Origin of the sequence: Stenotrophomonas sp. S39, from assembly GCF_016624665.1 — a bacterium.
Lineage (GTDB): Bacteria > Pseudomonadota > Gammaproteobacteria > Xanthomonadales > Xanthomonadaceae > Stenotrophomonas.
Genome location: NZ_JACVTT010000019.1, coordinates 38,655 through 54,191, shown reverse-complemented (window position 1 = coordinate 54,191; position 15,537 = coordinate 38,655). Strand labels below are relative to the sequence as shown.

Annotated in this window: 19 protein-coding genes and 1 other RNA gene; 12 read left to right on the top strand and 8 right to left on the bottom strand. The window is 67.4% G+C overall.

Annotation, left to right across the window (positions count from 1 at the left end; all coding sequences use genetic code 11):
* Positions 1 to 396 precede the first annotated feature (396 nt).
* Positions 397 to 1,719, bottom strand: coding sequence for an aminopeptidase P N-terminal domain-containing protein (locus tag IAE41_RS07490; protein ID WP_200732638.1), 1,323 nt, complete (start codon positions 1,717 to 1,719; stop codon positions 397 to 399).
* A gap of 5 nt (positions 1,720 to 1,724) precedes the next feature.
* Positions 1,725 to 2,273 (bottom strand): UPF0149 family protein, encoded by a 549-nt coding sequence (locus tag IAE41_RS07485; protein WP_079223078.1) that lies wholly within the window; start codon positions 2,271 to 2,273, stop codon positions 1,725 to 1,727.
* A gap of 152 nt (positions 2,274 to 2,425) precedes the next feature.
* Between IAE41_RS07485 and IAE41_RS07480 the strand changes: the two genes are divergently transcribed.
* The 8 genes from IAE41_RS07480 to IAE41_RS07445 all read left to right on the top strand — a co-directional run bounded on the left by IAE41_RS07480 (position 2,426) and on the right by IAE41_RS07445 (position 6,483).
* On the top strand, positions 2,426 to 2,647 hold the full coding sequence (locus IAE41_RS07480; protein WP_079223080.1) for a TIGR02449 family protein: 222 nt from the start codon (positions 2,426 to 2,428) through the stop codon (positions 2,645 to 2,647).
* Positions 2,644 to 2,940 (top strand): cell division protein ZapA, encoded by a 297-nt coding sequence (locus IAE41_RS07475; protein WP_108747297.1) that lies wholly within the window; start codon positions 2,644 to 2,646, stop codon positions 2,938 to 2,940. Before IAE41_RS07480 ends, IAE41_RS07475 begins: the two co-directional genes overlap by 4 nt.
* A gap of 97 nt (positions 2,941 to 3,037) precedes the next feature.
* Positions 3,038 to 3,223, top strand: a non-coding RNA gene (ssrS, locus tag IAE41_RS07470) — 6S RNA.
* A gap of 84 nt (positions 3,224 to 3,307) precedes the next feature.
* Positions 3,308 to 3,901 carry a 5-formyltetrahydrofolate cyclo-ligase gene (locus IAE41_RS07465; RefSeq protein WP_200732635.1) on the top strand — a complete coding sequence of 198 codons (594 nt, stop codon included), beginning with the start codon at positions 3,308 to 3,310 and terminating at the stop codon, positions 3,899 to 3,901.
* Positions 3,898 to 4,377, top strand: coding sequence for an EVE domain-containing protein (locus IAE41_RS07460; RefSeq protein ID WP_200732634.1), 480 nt, complete (start codon positions 3,898 to 3,900; stop codon positions 4,375 to 4,377). Before IAE41_RS07465 ends, IAE41_RS07460 begins: the two co-directional genes overlap by 4 nt.
* A 23-nt stretch (positions 4,378 to 4,400) precedes the next feature.
* Complete coding sequence (gene rpiA, locus IAE41_RS07455) at positions 4,401 to 5,048, top strand: ribose-5-phosphate isomerase RpiA (RefSeq protein ID WP_200732633.1); 648 nt, start codon at positions 4,401 to 4,403, stop codon at positions 5,046 to 5,048.
* Positions 5,049 to 5,067: 19 nt separating this feature from the next.
* Positions 5,068 to 5,511 (top strand): DUF192 domain-containing protein, encoded by a 444-nt coding sequence (locus tag IAE41_RS07450; RefSeq protein ID WP_200732632.1) that lies wholly within the window; start codon positions 5,068 to 5,070, stop codon positions 5,509 to 5,511.
* A 126-nt stretch (positions 5,512 to 5,637) separates the two neighbouring features.
* Positions 5,638 to 6,483: a SirB1 family protein gene (locus tag IAE41_RS07445; RefSeq protein ID WP_079223091.1), complete on the top strand. Its 846-nt coding sequence runs from the start codon at positions 5,638 to 5,640 to the stop codon at positions 6,481 to 6,483.
* Positions 6,484 to 6,559: 76 nt separating this feature from the next.
* Here IAE41_RS07445 and IAE41_RS07440 read toward each other — a convergent pair whose 3' ends face one another.
* Entirely contained in the window at positions 6,560 to 6,784 is a 225-nt protein-coding gene (locus tag IAE41_RS07440; RefSeq protein WP_079223092.1) for a rubredoxin, read from the bottom strand.
* 34 nt (positions 6,785 to 6,818) lie between these two features.
* Here IAE41_RS07440 and thiE point away from each other — a divergent pair, with 34 nt between their 5' ends.
* Positions 6,819 to 7,445, top strand: a complete 627-nt coding sequence (gene thiE / locus IAE41_RS07435) for a thiamine phosphate synthase (protein ID WP_200732631.1) — start codon at positions 6,819 to 6,821, stop codon at positions 7,443 to 7,445.
* 16 nt (positions 7,446 to 7,461) lie between these two features.
* Complete coding sequence (gene hemL / locus IAE41_RS07430; protein ID WP_200732630.1) at positions 7,462 to 8,751, top strand: glutamate-1-semialdehyde 2,1-aminomutase; 1,290 nt, start codon at positions 7,462 to 7,464, stop codon at positions 8,749 to 8,751.
* Positions 8,752 to 8,890: 139 nt separating this feature from the next.
* On the opposite strand, the gene azu is transcribed toward hemL, so the two are convergent.
* Positions 8,891 to 9,340: an azurin gene (gene azu / locus IAE41_RS07425; protein ID WP_200732629.1), complete on the bottom strand. Its 450-nt coding sequence runs from the start codon at positions 9,338 to 9,340 to the stop codon at positions 8,891 to 8,893.
* A gap of 122 nt (positions 9,341 to 9,462) precedes the next feature.
* On the opposite strand from azu, the gene IAE41_RS07420 reads away from it, so the two are divergent.
* Positions 9,463 to 10,065, top strand: a complete 603-nt coding sequence (locus IAE41_RS07420) for an HAD-IA family hydrolase (protein WP_200732628.1) — start codon at positions 9,463 to 9,465, stop codon at positions 10,063 to 10,065.
* 86 nt (positions 10,066 to 10,151) lie between these two features.
* Here the strand turns inward: IAE41_RS07420 and IAE41_RS07415 are convergent, their stop codons facing one another.
* On the bottom strand, positions 10,152 to 11,378 hold the full coding sequence (locus tag IAE41_RS07415) for an acetylornithine transaminase (protein ID WP_079223099.1): 1,227 nt from the start codon (positions 11,376 to 11,378) through the stop codon (positions 10,152 to 10,154).
* 63 nt (positions 11,379 to 11,441) lie between these two features.
* Between IAE41_RS07415 and IAE41_RS07410 the strand changes: the two genes are divergently transcribed.
* Complete coding sequence (locus tag IAE41_RS07410; RefSeq protein WP_108760427.1) at positions 11,442 to 12,314, top strand: ion transporter; 873 nt, start codon at positions 11,442 to 11,444, stop codon at positions 12,312 to 12,314.
* A gap of 119 nt (positions 12,315 to 12,433) precedes the next feature.
* On the opposite strand, the gene IAE41_RS07405 is transcribed toward IAE41_RS07410, so the two are convergent.
* The 3 genes from IAE41_RS07405 to IAE41_RS07395 form a co-directional block, all read right to left on the bottom strand.
* Entirely contained in the window at positions 12,434 to 13,384 is a 951-nt protein-coding gene (locus IAE41_RS07405) for a YiiG family protein (RefSeq protein WP_200732627.1), read from the bottom strand.
* A gap of 33 nt (positions 13,385 to 13,417) precedes the next feature.
* Positions 13,418 to 14,413, bottom strand: coding sequence for a YiiG family protein (locus IAE41_RS07400; RefSeq protein ID WP_200732637.1), 996 nt, complete (start codon positions 14,411 to 14,413; stop codon positions 13,418 to 13,420).
* Positions 14,414 to 14,493: 80 nt separating this feature from the next.
* The gene (locus IAE41_RS07395; RefSeq protein ID WP_200732626.1) at positions 14,494 to 15,513 is read right to left on the bottom strand and encodes a DUF3829 domain-containing protein; all 1,020 of its coding nucleotides are present in this window, start codon (positions 15,511 to 15,513) and stop codon (positions 14,494 to 14,496) included.
* Positions 15,514 to 15,537 lie beyond the last annotated feature (24 nt).

The window sequence follows — 15,537 nt, the reverse complement described above, 5'->3', positions numbered from 1 at the left end:
GATACCTGACCGATGTGCCGACCAACGGTCGGCACCCACCAACAGCAACCGTTGCCAGTAGATCCACGCCATGCGTGGATGATTCATTCGATACCTGACAGATGTGCCGACCCACGGTCGGCACCCACCAACAGCCGCCGTTGCCAGTAGATCCACGCCATGCGTGGATGATTCATTCGATACCTGACCGATGTGCCGACCAACGGTCGGCACCCACCAACCGCCGCCGTTGCCAGTAGATCCACGCCATGCGTGGATGATTCACTCGATACCTGACCGATGTGCCGACCAACGGTCGGCACCCACCAACCGCCGCCGGCACCAGTGCTGTTGAGGTTGCCGGCCAGCGGCCGGCACTACCGCAGGTGCAGGGCTGCAAGCCCTGCAAACAAACCCTCAACCCGCCATCACCGCTTCAATCTCGTCGGCACTACGCGCCAATCCTTCGGTCAGCACGCGATGACCCTCATCGGTAATCAGCACGTCGTCCTCGGTGCGGATGCCGATACCACGCCAGCGCGGCTCCACCGTCGTGTCGTCGGCGCTGACGTACAGCCCCGGCTCGATGGTGAACGCCATGCCCGGTTCCAGCAGGCGCGAATCGCCGGCCAGGCGGTAGTCGCCCACGTCATGCACGTCCAGCCCGATCCAATGCCCGGTCTTGTGCCGGTAGAAGCGCTGGTACAGGCCCTCGGACAGGTTCTTCTCCAGCGTGCCCTTCAGCAGGCCCAGCCGCAGCAGGCCCTCGGTCAGGGTCTGCACCGCCGCCAGGTGGCCGGTCTCGTAGGCCACGCCCGGCTTGGCCTGGGCCAGCGCCGCCGCCTGTGCTTCACCCACCAGGTCGTGCAGCGCACGCTGCTCGGCACTGAAGCGGCCATTCACCGGGAACGTCCGGGTGATGTCGCTGGCGTAGCCGCGGTACTCGGCACCGGCATCGATCAGCACCAGCTCGCCATCGCGCGACCGTGCGTTGTTGTCGCGGTAATGCAGGATGCAGCCGTTGCGGCCGGCGCCCACGATGCTGCAGTAGGCCGGCACGGCGTCGTTGGCGCGGAACACGCGCTCCAGTTCGGCCTGCAGTTCGTACTCGTGGATGCCCGCCTTCGCCGCGCGCATTGCTGCCAGGTGCGCACGCACGCTGATCTGCGCGGCGTGGTGCATCAGCGCCACTTCCGCACCGGATTTGAACAGGCGCTGTTCGTGCAGCAGATGGCCCAGTTCCAGGAACTCATGCGGCGGTTGCGCGCCGTGGCGCACCTGCGAACGCACGCGGTTGACCCAGCCGATCAGCTTCAGGTCGAAATCCGCATCGCGGCCGAAGTGGTAATAGACACGCGACCGCCCTTCCAGCAGGCCCGGCAGGATGTCGTCCAGATCGTCGATCGGGTAGGCATCGTCCATGCCGTACTGCGCGACCGCGCCTTCCTGGCCGGCGCGACCGCCGTCCCAGGCCTCGCGTTCGGCATCGCGCTCACGGCAGAACAGGATCACCTCACCGTGGCGGCGGCCGGGAATCAGCACCAGCACCGCTTCCGGCTCGGGGAAGCCGCTGAGGTACTGGAAATCCGAATCCTGGCGGTACGGGTAATGCGTATCCAGGCTGCGCACCTTCTCCGATGCGGCCGGCAGCACCAGGATCGCGTCATCGCCGGCCATGTCCATCAACTGGCGGCGGCGACGCTTGTACTCGCCGGCCGCGATGCCGGTGCGCTGCTTGATGTCCATCAGTTCAGGCGCTGGCGGTGGCGCGCGGCCAGCACCACGTCACCGTGCAGCAGCAGCACCGCCACGCGGATGAACTCCTCGATCTCGGACAGGGCTTCGTCGTCGTCCTCGCCACCGGCCTCGAAATCCTCGCTGGAGGCACGGGCCAGGCTGGCCATGTCGGTCAGCGCTTCCTCACCCTCTTCGGACAGGGTCGGGCGGCGGCCGCCGCTGCCCAGGCCGAAGCCACCGAGGAAGCTGCGGGTCCAGGCAAACATCGCGTCGGCCTGCGCGGCCACGTCGTCGTTGTCGGTCAGCAGCAGTTCGAAGGCGAAGTCGCGGTCTTCCAGCTGCTTGATGGTGGCTTCCAGCAGCTGCGCCAGCGCACTGCCGTCAGCCACCGGGGCCAGGTTGTCGTCGGCCAGCACGCGTGCCGGCCAGTCATTGCCGGGCGCGCCGCCGGCGGCCAGCCAGCCGCACAGGCCGCCATGCAGCTCGGCAGCGGTGGCGCCCAGGCCCAGTTCCTGGCTGGCGCGGGAAACGTCGTCGACGGAGGGAAGTTCGGTCATCGTGCGGCTCGTTCGTAAAGGGAAACCCGGGGTGCGCACGCGCGCGCCCGTGAGCCCGGTAGTGTAGCAACCCAACCGGGTCCTCCCCGTGGCAGCCCGGCCCTGCTGCGGCAACGCTTGACCGCCCTTGCCCGGCTTGCCTATCGTGCGGCATGGAACCCGCCGACCCCCTTGCCCAGTTGCAGGCCTTCGCCGCCCGCGTGGAAGCGTTGCTCGAACGCAACCAGCGCCTGGCCGAGGAGAACCGCAGCCTGCGCCACCAGCAGGAACAGCTGGTGGCCGAGCGCTCGACGCTGCTGGCCAAGAACGAGCAGGCACGCTCGCGGGTGGAAGCGATGATCAGCCGGCTCAAATCCCTGGAGCAGCACACATGAGCGCCGAACCGGTCAGTGTCCGCATCCTCGACCGTGAATACACGGTGGGCGTGGGTGGCGATGAACGCGACAGCCTGATGGCCGCCGCCCGCCTGCTCGATGCGCGCATGCGCGAGATCCGCGGCAGCAACCGCATGGCCGCGGTCGACCGGGTCGCGGTGCTGGCCGCACTCAACCTGGCCCACGAGCTGCAGCAGCTGCGGGATGAGAATGCCCGGCAGGCCGTGGCCCTGCAGCAGACCCTGGCCGATCTGAACCGGCGCCTGGACCGGGCGATCGACAGCAGCACGTGAGAAGGGTGTGCATCGCGCCTTTTCATAACTGAATTGGCACGTACTGTTGCCGACGAACGGCCTATCCAGATCGCGCGCGCTGGCTATAATGGCCACGCGTTCTCTGCGGTACTCGACGGCATGTGCAAACATTCGCCTTGTCCCTTAAGAACGACACCGGGAGCGCGACAGCGCCGGGAGTGCAGGTCCGCCTTGTAGCGGGAAGCCCGATGGTTCTCCAGCGTTCCCACTTGAGCCCCCGGGTTCAAGGTCGTTTCGCATGCATCGACATTGCGGAGAATGCAATATTCCAGCAAGGGCGGCGTCTTCGGGCGTCGCCCTTGTTCTTTCCGGCACAATGACGGCTGTTCCCCCGCCGCACGCTGCCATGACCGACCCGCGCCAGGCCCTGCGCCACGAACTGCGGCAACGCCGCCGCGATCTTTCCGCGCCCGCGCGCATCGCCGCCGCCGAATCGCTGGCCGATGCCCTGCTTGCCCTGTCCTTCGCCCCGCGCACCGGCCCGGTGGCAGGCTACTGGGCGCTGGATGGCGAGATCGCCCTGCACCGCTGGCAGCTGCAGTTGCCCGAAGGCCTCACCTACTGCCTGCCGGTGCTGGCCGGCGAGGTGCTGCGCTTCGCACCGTGGCGCCCCGGCCAACCGCTGACCAGCAACCGCTACGGCATCCCCGAACCCGACGTGGCGCTGGCAGACACCCTGGAACCGGCGCAGATGGCGCTGGTGGTGACCCCGCTGGTGGGCTTCGACCACCAGTGTCGGCGGCTGGGCATGGGGGGCGGCTGGTATGATCGCAGCTTCGCCTTCCGCCACGACCGGCCGGCGCCGCCCTGGCTGGTCGGTGCTGCATTCGCGGTGCAGCAGGTCGAGTCCTTGCCGGTGGCGTCGTGGGACGTGCCGGTGGATGCGATCTGCACCGAAGACGGCACCCTGTTCCCCTCCGCTGCCCCCGTGAACGCATGACCGCCCGCAAGCGCTATTGGCTGATGAAGTCCGAACCGGACGCTTTTTCCATCGATGACCTGGCCAAGGTGAAGGTCGAGCCCTGGAACGGGGTGCGCAACTACCAGGCGCGCAACTTCATGCGCGATGGCATGCAGGTCGGCGACGGCATCCTGTTCTATCACTCCAATACCAAGGTGCCCGGCATCGTCGGCCTGGCCACGGTGGCCAGTGCGGCCTACCCGGACGACACCCAGTTCGATCCCGAATCCGACTACCACGACCCCAAGAGCACGCGCGAGAATCCGCGCTGGATGCTGGTGGACGTGGGCTTCGACCGCAAGCTGAAGCAGGTGATCGCGCTGGACGAGATCAAGCTGCACGCCGAGGAGCTTGGCGAAGGCTTCCCGCTGGTTGCCAAGGGCAACCGCCTGTCGGTGTTCCCGGTGACCGCCACGCAGTGGAAGCTGCTGCTGTCGCTGGAAAAGAAATCCTGATTCCCTGCCTGAGAGTTCTTCCCATGTCCGAAGCCAAGCGCCTGGCCGCCGAGAAAGCCATCGAGTACGTTGAAGACGGCATGATCGTCGGTGTCGGCACCGGTTCCACCGTGGCCTATTTCATCGATGCCCTGGCCCGCATCCAGCACCGCATCAAGGGCGCGGTGTCCAGCTCCGAGCAGAGCACCGCGCGCCTGAAGCAGCACGGCATCGAGGTGATCGAGCTGAACCATGCCGGCACCCTGTCGCTGTACGTGGACGGCGCCGATGAGTGCGATGCCAACAAGTGCCTGATCAAGGGCGGCGGTGCCGCGCTGACCCGCGAGAAGATCATCGCCGAGGCCAGCGAGCGCTTCGTCTGCATCGTCGACCCGAGCAAGCAGGTGCCGGTGCTGGGCAGGTTCCCGCTGCCGGTGGAAGTGATCCCGATGGCGCGCAGCCTGGTGGCCCGCCAGATCCGCGACATGACCGGCGGCCAGCCGACCTGGCGCGAGGGCGTGGTGACCGACAACGGCAACCAGATCCTGGACATCCACAACCTGGAGATCACCGATCCGGAAAAGCTGGAGCGCGAGCTCAACCAGCTGCCGGGCGTGGTCTGCGTCGGCCTGTTCGCCCGCCGTCGCGCCGATGTGGTGATCGTCGGCGGCGAACCGCCGGTCGTGCTCTGATTTACGGAAGGATGCTGACATGTCGCTGCGCTCGCTGCTGATCCTCCCGCTGCTGGCCCTGACCGGCTGTGCCACCGATGCCGCCCGCCACTGGGTGGAACTGAATGGCGCCCGCTACCAGGTCGAGCTGGCCACCAATGACGAAACCCGCGCCCGCGGGCTGATGTTCCGCGACCAGATGCAGGCCGACCACGGCATGCTGTTCGTCCACGACCGCGAGGAAATGCAGGCGTACTGGATGAAGAACACCAAGATCGCGCTGGACATCCTGTACTTCGACAGCGAGCGCAAGCTGGTCAGCCAGCAGCGCGACGTGCCGCCGTGCTCGGCCGGTGACATGTGCCCGCCCTACCCCAGCGGCGGCCCGGCGCGGTACGTGCTGGAGCTCAATGCCGGGCAGGCCGAGAAGTTGAAGCTGAAGGACGGCACCCCGCTGACCTTCGGCCCGGGCATCGACAAATAAGGCCGCCGGAATCCGGTGTCGGATCCCTTTCGCGCGCGGAAGGGCTCCGGCCCCGCTTCTTCATGGCGCTGTTCTTTTCACGCCACACCGCTTGAAACCGCCTGCAATTGCCTCCAGTCTGTGGCCATGCAGGACCGGATCACACTCCCCGACTGGGACGCACTGGCCGACGTCGATGACGAGGCGCTGCCACTGTTGCCGACCGCGTTGCTGATCGCGCGCGATGAATACCCCGACCTGCAGCCCGGCGTGTACGACGCGCTGGTGCAGAGCCATGTCGACCACCTGCGTGCGGAAGTGGACACCATCGAGCGCTGGCCGCTGAAGATGGCCGCGGTCAACCGCCACCTGTTCGACGAACTGGGCTACAGCGGCGACCACCAGGAGTACTACGACCCGCGCAACAGCTACCTCAACCAGGTGTTCGAGCGACGGCTGGGCAATCCCATTTCGCTGGCCCTGGTGCAGATGGAAGTCGCCCGGCGGCTGGGCATTCCGCTGGATGGCGTGTCCTTCCCCGGCCACTTCCTGGTGCGCCTGCCGGTGGATGACGGCGTGCTGGTGATGGACCCGTTCAATGGTGGCCGCCCGCTGGACGTGGACGAACTGCGCGAGCGGGCCAAGTCACACCTCGGCGGGCAGGCCCCGGACGACCAGGTGCTGGCGCAGATCCTCGACCCGGCGCCGACGCGCGCGATCCTCATCCGCATGCTGCGCAACCTGCACGGCGTGTATGCCGAAGCCAGCGAGTGGGACCGCGCCGCGCGCAGTGCCGACCGCCTGCTGAAGCTGGCCCCGGAACAGGACGACGCCCTGCGCGACCGTGGCCTGGCCTACCTGCAGCTGGATTACCTGGCCGGCGCCCGCCACGACCTTGGCCAGTACCTGCGCCGCAACCCCGAGGCCAGCGATGCGCAGTGGCTGCGCGAGAAGCTGATCGACCTGGGTGGGCCGATGCCGCGGCTGCATTGATTTGCCGCTGTGCGGACCAACGGTCCGCACCCACCCCAACGGTCCGCACCCACAGCAAGGGCCCGGCGGCCCTCGATCAATCGATCTCGACCATCTCGAAGTCGTCCTTGGTCACCCCGCAGTCCGGGCAGGTCCACGTCTCGGGAATGTCCTCCCAGCGCGTGCCCGGGGCGATGCCTTCTTCCGGCAGACCGTCCGCTTCGCGGTAGATGAAGCCGCAGACCACGCACATCCAGGTACGCAAGGTGGTGGGGGTGGCGTCGGTCATCGGATAATCAGGGCTGGATTCACGGGCTGCCATTGTCCCATCGCGGCCCACTCACCGGTAGCCATCAATGACTTCTGCTTCCCCGGCGCCTCGCGGCGTCTACCTGATCACCCCGGATGAACCCGATACCGCACGCCTGCTGGCGCGCACGGCGCCGCTGCTGGCCGCCGGTGCCACCTGGCTGCAGTACCGCAACAAGACCGCCAGCGATGCGCTGCGGCGGGAGCAGGCCACCGCCCTGCAGGCGCTGTGCGCCGCCCACGGCGTGCCGCTCATCATCAACGACGACCCGCAGCTGGCCCTAGCCGTGGGCGCGGCCGGCGTGCACCTGGGCGGCACCGACGGCGATATCCCCAGCGCGCGCGCCCTGCTCGGCCCGGCCGCCATCATCGGCGCGTCCTGCTACGACCAGCTGGCCAATGCCGAAAAGGCCGTGGCCGCCGGTGCCAGCTACGTGGCTTTTGGCGCCTTCTTCCCCACCACCACCAAGGTCACCAGCAGCCGCGCCCATGCCGACCTGCTGCGGCAAAGCGCCGCACTGGGTGTGCCGCGGGTGGCGATCGGTGGCCTGACGCCGGACAATGTCGGTCCCATCATCGATGCCGGCGCCGACCTGGTGGCCGTGGTCAGCGGCATCTACGCCGCACAGGACCCGGTCGCGACCCAGCGCGCCTTCCTCGCCCAGTTCGCGTAACGCCCAGGAAAGCCCCATGAACCACGACCAGTCCCACGCCCTGTTCTCCCGCGCCCAGCAACTGCTGCCGGGTGGCGTCAATTCGCCGGTGCGCGCGTTCAAGTCCGTCGGCGGCGAGCCGTTCTTCGTCGAGCGCGCCGATGGCGCCTACCTGCATGACGTCGACGGCAACCGCTACATCGACTACGTCGGTTCCTGGGGCCCGATGATCGTCGGCCACAACCACCCGGCCGTGCGCCAGGCGGTGAAGAAGGCCATCGACAACGGCCTGTCCTTCGGCGCGCCCTGTGCGGCCGAAGTGACCATGGCCGAGACCATCACCCGCCTGGTGCCGTCCTGCGAGATGGTGCGCATGGTCAACTCGGGCACCGAAGCCACGCTGTCGGCCATCCGCCTGGCCCGTGGCGCCACCGGCCGCAACCGCATCGTCAAGTTCGAAGGCTGCTACCACGGCCACGGCGACTCGTTCCTGGTCAAGGCCGGCAGCGGCATGCTGACCCTGGGCGTGCCGACCTCGCCGGGCGTACCGGCCGGCCTGAGCGAACTGACCCTGACCCTGCCCTACAACGACTTCGAAGCCGCTACCGCGCTGTTCGAAGCGCAGGGCAGCGACATCGCCGGCCTCATCATCGAACCGGTGGTGGGCAACGCCAACTGCATCCCGCCGCGCGAGGGCTACCTGCAGCACCTGCGCGACCTGTGCACCCAGCATGGTGCGCTGCTGATCTTCGACGAAGTGATGACCGGTTTTCGCGTCGCCCTGGGCGGTGCGCAGGCGCATTACGGCGTCACCCCGGACCTGAGCACCTTCGGCAAGATCATCGGCGGCGGCATGCCGGTGGGCGCCTACGGTGGCCGCCGCGACCTGATGCAGCAGATCGCCCCGGCCGGCCCGATCTACCAGGCCGGCACGCTGAGCGGCAATCCGGTGGCGATGGCTGCGGGTTTGGCGATGCTGGAACTGGTGTCGCAGCCGGGCTTCCACGCTGACCTGGCCGAGCGCACCGCGCGCCTGTGTGCAGGCCTGGAAACGGCCGCCGCCGAAGCGGGCGTGGCCGTGACCACCACCTGCGTGGGCGCGATGTTCGGGCTGTTCTTCACCAATGAAAAGGTGGAGACCTATGCGCAGGCCACCGCCTGTGACATCCCGGCGTTCAACCGCTTCTTCCACGCGATGCTGGAACAGGGCGTGTTCCTGGCACCGTCGGCCTACGAGGCCGGCTTCATGTCCAGCGCGCACGACGACGCGGTGATCGAGGCCACCCTGGCCGCTGCCCGCGTGGCGTTCAAGGCTGCCAAGGGGTAAGCCTCCGGTGGGTGCCAACCCTGGTTGGCACCTCCGGACCATCATCCACGCATGGCGTGGATCTACCACGCATTGCCGTGGCACGGCATCCAAGCATGGCGTGGATCTACCGGTAGAGCCACGCCATGCGTGGCTGCCATCAACCGAAGACGAAGCTGCCCTTCATCATCGCGAAGTGGCCGGGGAACGAGCAGAAGAAGGTGTAATCGCCGCCCTTCTGCAGGCCCTTGGTGGAGAAACGCACGCGCGTGGTTTCGCCGCCGCCGATCACCTTGGTGTGCGCCAGCACGCGCTTGTCGGCCTTGGGCAGATAGCTGTCGGCCAGGGTCATGCGCATGCCGGCCATCGCCACCGGCTGGTAGTCGGCGGTGCGGGTCAGCACCCAGTTGTGGCCCATCGCCGTGGCGGCCAGCTTGCCGGTGTGGCGCAGGGTCAGGTCCACTTCGCTGCAGTCGGCGGCCACCTTGATCTGGCGCGTGCTGAAGCTCATCTGGTCGGTGCTGTCGATGCTCACCGCGCACACGCGCGCCATCGCCGACGGCGCCAGCATCAGCGCGCCCAGTCCCACTGCCACCATCCAAGCCTTCATCGTTGCGTCTCCTTCTGGTTCACCGGCCATTCTAGGCAGGGCCATGCGCTACCGGCTGCGACCGTCTGTCGCACGCGCACGCCGCGGTATTCGCGCTTCCACGGCGATGGCATGCTCAGGCCATGCGGATCGACCTGTTGCTGCTCGATGTGGACGGCGTGCTGGTGCAGTACCAGCGCGCGCAGCGCGTACTGCATCTGGCGCAGGCGCTGGACGTGAGCGCCGATGCCGTGCAGGCGGCGCTGTATGACAGTGGGCTGGAAGCGGCACACGACAGCGGCGCGCTGGATGGCGCGACCTATCTGGCACGTCTTGGCGAACTGCTGGGCCGCAGCGTGGATGCGCAGACCTGGATCGCCGCACGCCAGGCCGCCAGCCATCCGCAGGACGCGGTGCTGCAGCGCCTTGAGCACCTGCAGGTGCCGCTGGCGGTGCTGACCAACAACGGCGCGCTGATGGTGCAGGCGCTGCCCCAACTGCTGCCGGGCCTGTTTCCTGCGCTGCACGGGCGGGTGTTCTGCAGTGCCGATTTCGGCCTGCGCAAACCCCAGCCGGCGGTGTTCCAGCGTGTGCTCGACGTGCTGCAGGTTGCGCCTGCGCACACGTTGTTCGTCGATGATCTGTTCGCCAACGTGCGCGGCGCACGCGCGGCCGGCCTGCACGCGGAAACGGTGCGCGACGGGCGCGGGCTGGGGAAGGTGCTGAGGCGCTACGCGATCCTGTAGAGCCGAGCCCATGCTCGGCTGCCGTTGCCTGGCATCGCGATGAGCCGAGCATGGGCTCGGCTCTACAGTGCCCCCCGACGCCGGGATCAGCGCGCGGCGACGAACGCGGCGATTGCGGCGTGCAGGCGCTTGAGGCCTTCGGCCACTTCTTCGTCGGTGATGTTCAGCGACGGCACGAAGCGCAGCACGTCCGGGCCGGCCTGCAGGGTCAGCAGGCCCTGGTCGGCGGCATGGTCGAGGATCGCACCGGCCTGGCCGGCGAAGGCCGGGCTCAGCACCGCGCCCAGCATCAGGCCGCGGCCCCGCACGCCACTGAACACGCCGAACTCTTCGCTGATGCGGGCAAACCCATCGCGCAGCGCCTTCGACTGGCGGCTGACGTTGGCGGCGATCTCCGGCGAGGCCAGCTTGCGCAGGGCCACGCGGGCCACGGCAGCGGCCAGCGGGTTGCCACCAAAGGTGGTGCCGTGGGCGCCGAACTGCATGGTCTCGGCCACCTTCGGGCCGGCCAGCATCGCGCCGATCGGGAAGCCACCGCCCAGTGCCTTGGCCAGGGTGACCATGTCCGGCACCACGTCGTCCTGCCAGTGCGCGAACAGGGTACCGGTGCGGCCCATGCCGGCCTGGATCTCGTCCAGCACCAGCAGGGCATCGTGCTGGTCGCACAGCTCGCGCACGCGCTTGAGGAAGCCGGACTTGGCCGGCATCACGCCGCCCTCGCCCTGCACCGGCTCAAGCATGACGGCGGCCACGTCGCCGGCGGCCATCGCGGTTTCCAGCTGCACTTCATCGTTGAAGTCGATGTAGCGGAAACCACCGGGCAGCGGCTCGTAACCTTCCTGGTACTTCGGCTGGGCGGTGGCGGTCACCGCGCCCATGGTGCGGCCGTGGAAGCTGCCGCGGAAGGTGATGATGACGCGCTTGTCGGCCGGGCGACCCTTGCTGGAGGCCCACTTGCGGACCATCTTGATCGCCACTTCGTTGGCTTCGGCGCCGGAATTGCACAGGAACACGCGCTCGGCGAAGCGGCTGGCCTGCACCAGTTCCTCGGCCAGGTGCAGCGGCGGCGCGCTGTAGAACACGTTGCTGGTGTGCCACAGCTTGCCAGCCTGCTCGACCAGCGCGGCCACCAGGTCCGGGTCGTTATGGCCCAGGCCACACACGGCAATGCCGGCGGCCAGGTCGATGAACTCGCGGCCCTGGCTGTCCCACACGCGGGCGCCCTGGCCTCGCTCCAGCACCACCTGGCGGGGCTTGTACACCGGCAGGTAGTAGTGCGACAGGGAGATCAACGGATCGGTAGCGGCGGTCATGGCAGTGGAGTGGGTTCAGGAACCCCCATTCTCGCCCCCCAGCCCCTGCGGCACAATGTGCGGATGCGCCCGTTTTCCGCCCCCCAGCTGAACCCCGCCACCGCTTCCGGCTGGCGCCGGACCTGGTTCGACATCATCTACCGCCACGACACCCGGCCGTCCCGCAATTTCGACCTGATCCTGGTGGTGGCCATCATCGCCAGCATCCTGGTGGTGATGATCGACAGCGTGCAGCACCTGCACGTGGCGTGGTCGGACTGGCTGTACGTCATCGAATGGGGCTTCACCGCCCTGTTCACGATCGAGTACCTGCTGCGGCTGGCGGTGGTGAAGCGGCCGCTGCGCTACGCGGTCAGCATCTGGGGCATCATCGACCTGCTGTCGATCCTGCCGGCCTATCTGTCGCTGTTCATCCCCGGCGCGCAGAGCCTGCTGGTGGTGCGCGCACTGCGCATGCTGCGGGTGTTCCGCATCCTCAAGCTGACCCGCTACATCGAGGAAAGCGGCGTCCTGCTGCAGTCGCTGTGGCGCAGCCGGCGCAAGATCCTGCTGTTCCTGTTCACGGTCATCACCATCACGATCATCGCCGGCACCCTGATGTACATCATCGAGGGCCCGGCGCATGGGTTCAGCAACATCCCGGCCAGCATGTACTGGGCGGTGGTGACCATGGCCACGGTCGGCTTCGGCGACATCGTGCCGCAGACCGTGCTGGGCCGCTTCGTCACCTCGGTGCTGATCCTGATCGGCTACAGCATCATCGCCGTGCCCACCGGCATCTACACCGCCGAGCTGGCCAGCACCATGCGCGAGGCCGACATGGCGGCGCGCCGGGATGCGCGTGGCTGCCCGCACTGCGGGCTGGAAGGCCACGAACCCGACGCGCGCCATTGCCGCAGGTGCGGCAGTGCCCTGCCGGACACCTTCAACACGTAGATCCACGCCATCCTGAGCCAGTAGATCCACGCCATGCGTGGATAAGACCCGGCACAGTGCGGACCAACGGTCCGCACCCACCAGAGTCAGTAGATCCACGCCATGCGTGGATGCACCCGTCAGCGCATGCGGTTGCTGGTGGTCACCAGGTCGTTGTACGCATCCAGGATGTCCGACTGCGCGCCTTCCGGGGCCGAGGTGAGCCAGCTGCCGGAGGCCTTGCGCTCGGCAGCCAGACCTTCGGCGCTGATCGGCTTGCCCTGCTCGATGCGTTCGATGCCACGGCCGGCCTTGCGGATCAGCATCTCGGCCGAGCGCTGCACATGGCCCCACATCGGGTCGTCCTTGCCGATGCCGGCGGCCTGCATCTCCTTCACCAGCGCCTCGTAATCCGCCAGGCGCGTACGCAGCGCGGTGACGTCCGGCTTCTCATCCTGGAAGGCCACCGCAAGCTGCTTGCCCTCGCCCACCAGGCGCAGGTGGTAATAGGCCATCGAGCGGCCTTCGCTCTTTTCGATCTGCTTCAGCTGCGCGGTACGGCGGTCTTCCTCGTTCTTTTCCAGCGCCACGTCCAGTGCGTCGCTGGCCTTGAAGAAGGCCGCATAGGCCTGCATCAGCGGCGCATGCTGGCTGCGCATGCCTTCGCCACCATCGCGACGGAACTCTTCGCGGGTGAAGTAGCCATCGGCCTGCTCGATCTTCGCGTACAAGGCCTGGAATGCCTGCTGGTAGTCGCGCACCGACGCATCCATCGGCGTCGCCGGTGCCATCACCAGGGCATCGGTCAGCGGCTGGCCGCAGTACTCCACCCGGTGCGAAAGCACCTTGCCCGGCGAGCGCGGCTGCGCCTCCTTGCCGGTCGGGCCGGCCTCGACATCCTTGATCCAGCCGGTGTAGGTCTCGAAGCCCTCGTGGATGGGCTGCTCCACACCGTTGTAGCACTCGATGTAGGCATTGACCTTGGCCAGGCTGGGATCAGCCAGCGACAGGCCGGTGGAGTTGTTGCAGCCGGCCAGGCCGGCCACGGCGCCGAGCAGCAGCACCGGCAGTACACGTACAGAAGCGTTCACATCAGTTCCTTGCAGAAAAAAAAGAGCACCGCCTTATTGGCGGTTGCTCTGGAATACCAGTGAGTTGTATTCCTGCATCAGCTTACCCGGCGAGCCGTGCGGTGCCATGGTGGTGTCCAGCATGCGCCGCTCGATATCGCTGTACGGGGTCTTCTCCGCGACGCGCTTGAGGCGCTCCTTGCTCTCGCGGCGGAAATTTTCGGCGGTGCGCTCGAAGCTGTTCCAGTCCAGCTTGCCCGGCTCCTGCTCGGCCACTTTGGCGTGGGCCTCGTCGGAGATCGCGTTGAACGCATCCAGGCGCCGGCGCGCCTCGGTCACGTCGAAGTTGTCTTCGGCCATCAGGTCCATCAGCGCCTTGGCATCACGCATGATGGCCAACCGATAGAAGTTGCGGGTACGGCCTTCCTGCGCTTCCACCTTGGCCAGCTGGGAGTCCTGCAGGCGGTCGTTCGCGACATCCAGCGCATCGCTGAACACACCGCTGGCCTCGACGAAGGTGCCGAATGCAGACATCAACGGCGCGTGCAGCGCCTTGCCGCGCGCGAAGCCATCGTCTTCGTAGTCGTCGCGCTGGTAGTAGTCGGCCGCTTCGTGGGTGATCGGCTGCAGTGCATGCAGTGCATCCAGGTAGCCCTGCGCAGCCTTGTCCAGCTCGGGCAGCGACGGCTGCGCGGCGATGGCTTCGGGCAGTGCCTTGTCGCAGAGCTTGAGGTCACCGGCGGTCAGGTCCGGCGGACCGATCGGGCGTTCCTCGCGACCGGTCGGGCCGGCCTCGGGGTCCTTCATCCAGACCGTGTACGGGCCGATGCCCGCGTGGATCTTGCGGTCCACATCGTTGTAGCACTCGATGTAGTTGTTGAGCTTGCCCATCAGGGCCTGGTCGGCCTTCTCTTCCGGCGAGGGGCCGGAGGACGCCGGCGTCGGGTCCGCGTGGTCACTGCCGGCGGTGTTGCCGGGCAGCTTGCTGCACGCTGCCAGGGAAAGGGAAACTGCGGCGGCCAGCGCCGCAGCGCACAGGGAACGATTGATCATGTCACGTCCTTGATGAGAGTCATTGAGGTCTGTATCGCCCCGCGCCAAGCGGAACGGAAGGGGGGGCATGCGGGGCCCTACTTCGGAGCGGCTGCCGCAAGCGCGTCGTACGCCCGCTGCACGGCATCGGCCGATCCTGTGTCGACCGCCGTAACATCCAGCAGGGCCCGCTGTTCGTCGGAAAACCGGGCGCGTGCTGTCATCAGATCCAGCCGCGCAGCCGCTTCGGCCAGATAGATACCTGCCGGCGCGTCGATGGCGTCCCAGCCTTTTCCACCGCGCCGGAGATGCGGCACCTTGGTGCGCGCCTCGTTGACGACCGCGGCGAACGCCGCCACGCGCTGGCCTGCCACATCCACGTTGAAGTCTTCTTCCTCGGTGATGTCATCAAGAAGAAGGCGTGCTTCCAGCATCAGGGATGTCTGGTAGAACTCGCGCGAGCGCCCGTCCCTGGCCTCGATGCCGGCCAGCTGGGCGCGGGTTGCGTGCTCGACCTCGGCATTCAGTGCCTCGCTGAAGCGCATGCTGGCGTCCAGGAAACCGGTCAGTGCTTCCCACAGCGGTGCATGCAGTGCCTTGCCGCGAGCGAATCCATCACGCTGGTAGGCGCCCTCTGCATAGTAGTTCGACGCTTCGTGGGCCAGCGGCTGCAGCCTGCTCAGCGCTGCGAGGTAGGCCTTGGCCGATGCGTCCAGCGCCGGCATGGCCGGCTGCGCGGCGATGCCGGCCGTGAAGGATTTCTCGCAGGCTTTCAGTTCGCGCGGGCTGATGTCCGCAGGACCGACCGGATCGGTTTCCAGGCCCGTCGGGCCGGTGCGGGGATCATCCATCCAGTACATGTACGGGCGCAGTCCGCTGAGGATGCGCGTATCGAGAGCATTGAAGCAGCCCACGTAATGGTTGAGCTTCAGCCCGGCCGCCACGCCCGGCGCGCCTGCAGCGGCCGACGTCCCCCGGCATGCCACGAGCACCAGCGCCAGCACCACGGGCAGCCCCAAGGCTGCAATGCGCACCATCGTGTCCATGACAACGTCCTTGTTGAAAACGGTTCCAGCCCCACATTCTACCCAACCTTGGCGGTGGCCATCCTTGACCACTGCCTCAGAAGCACTCGTCGCCGA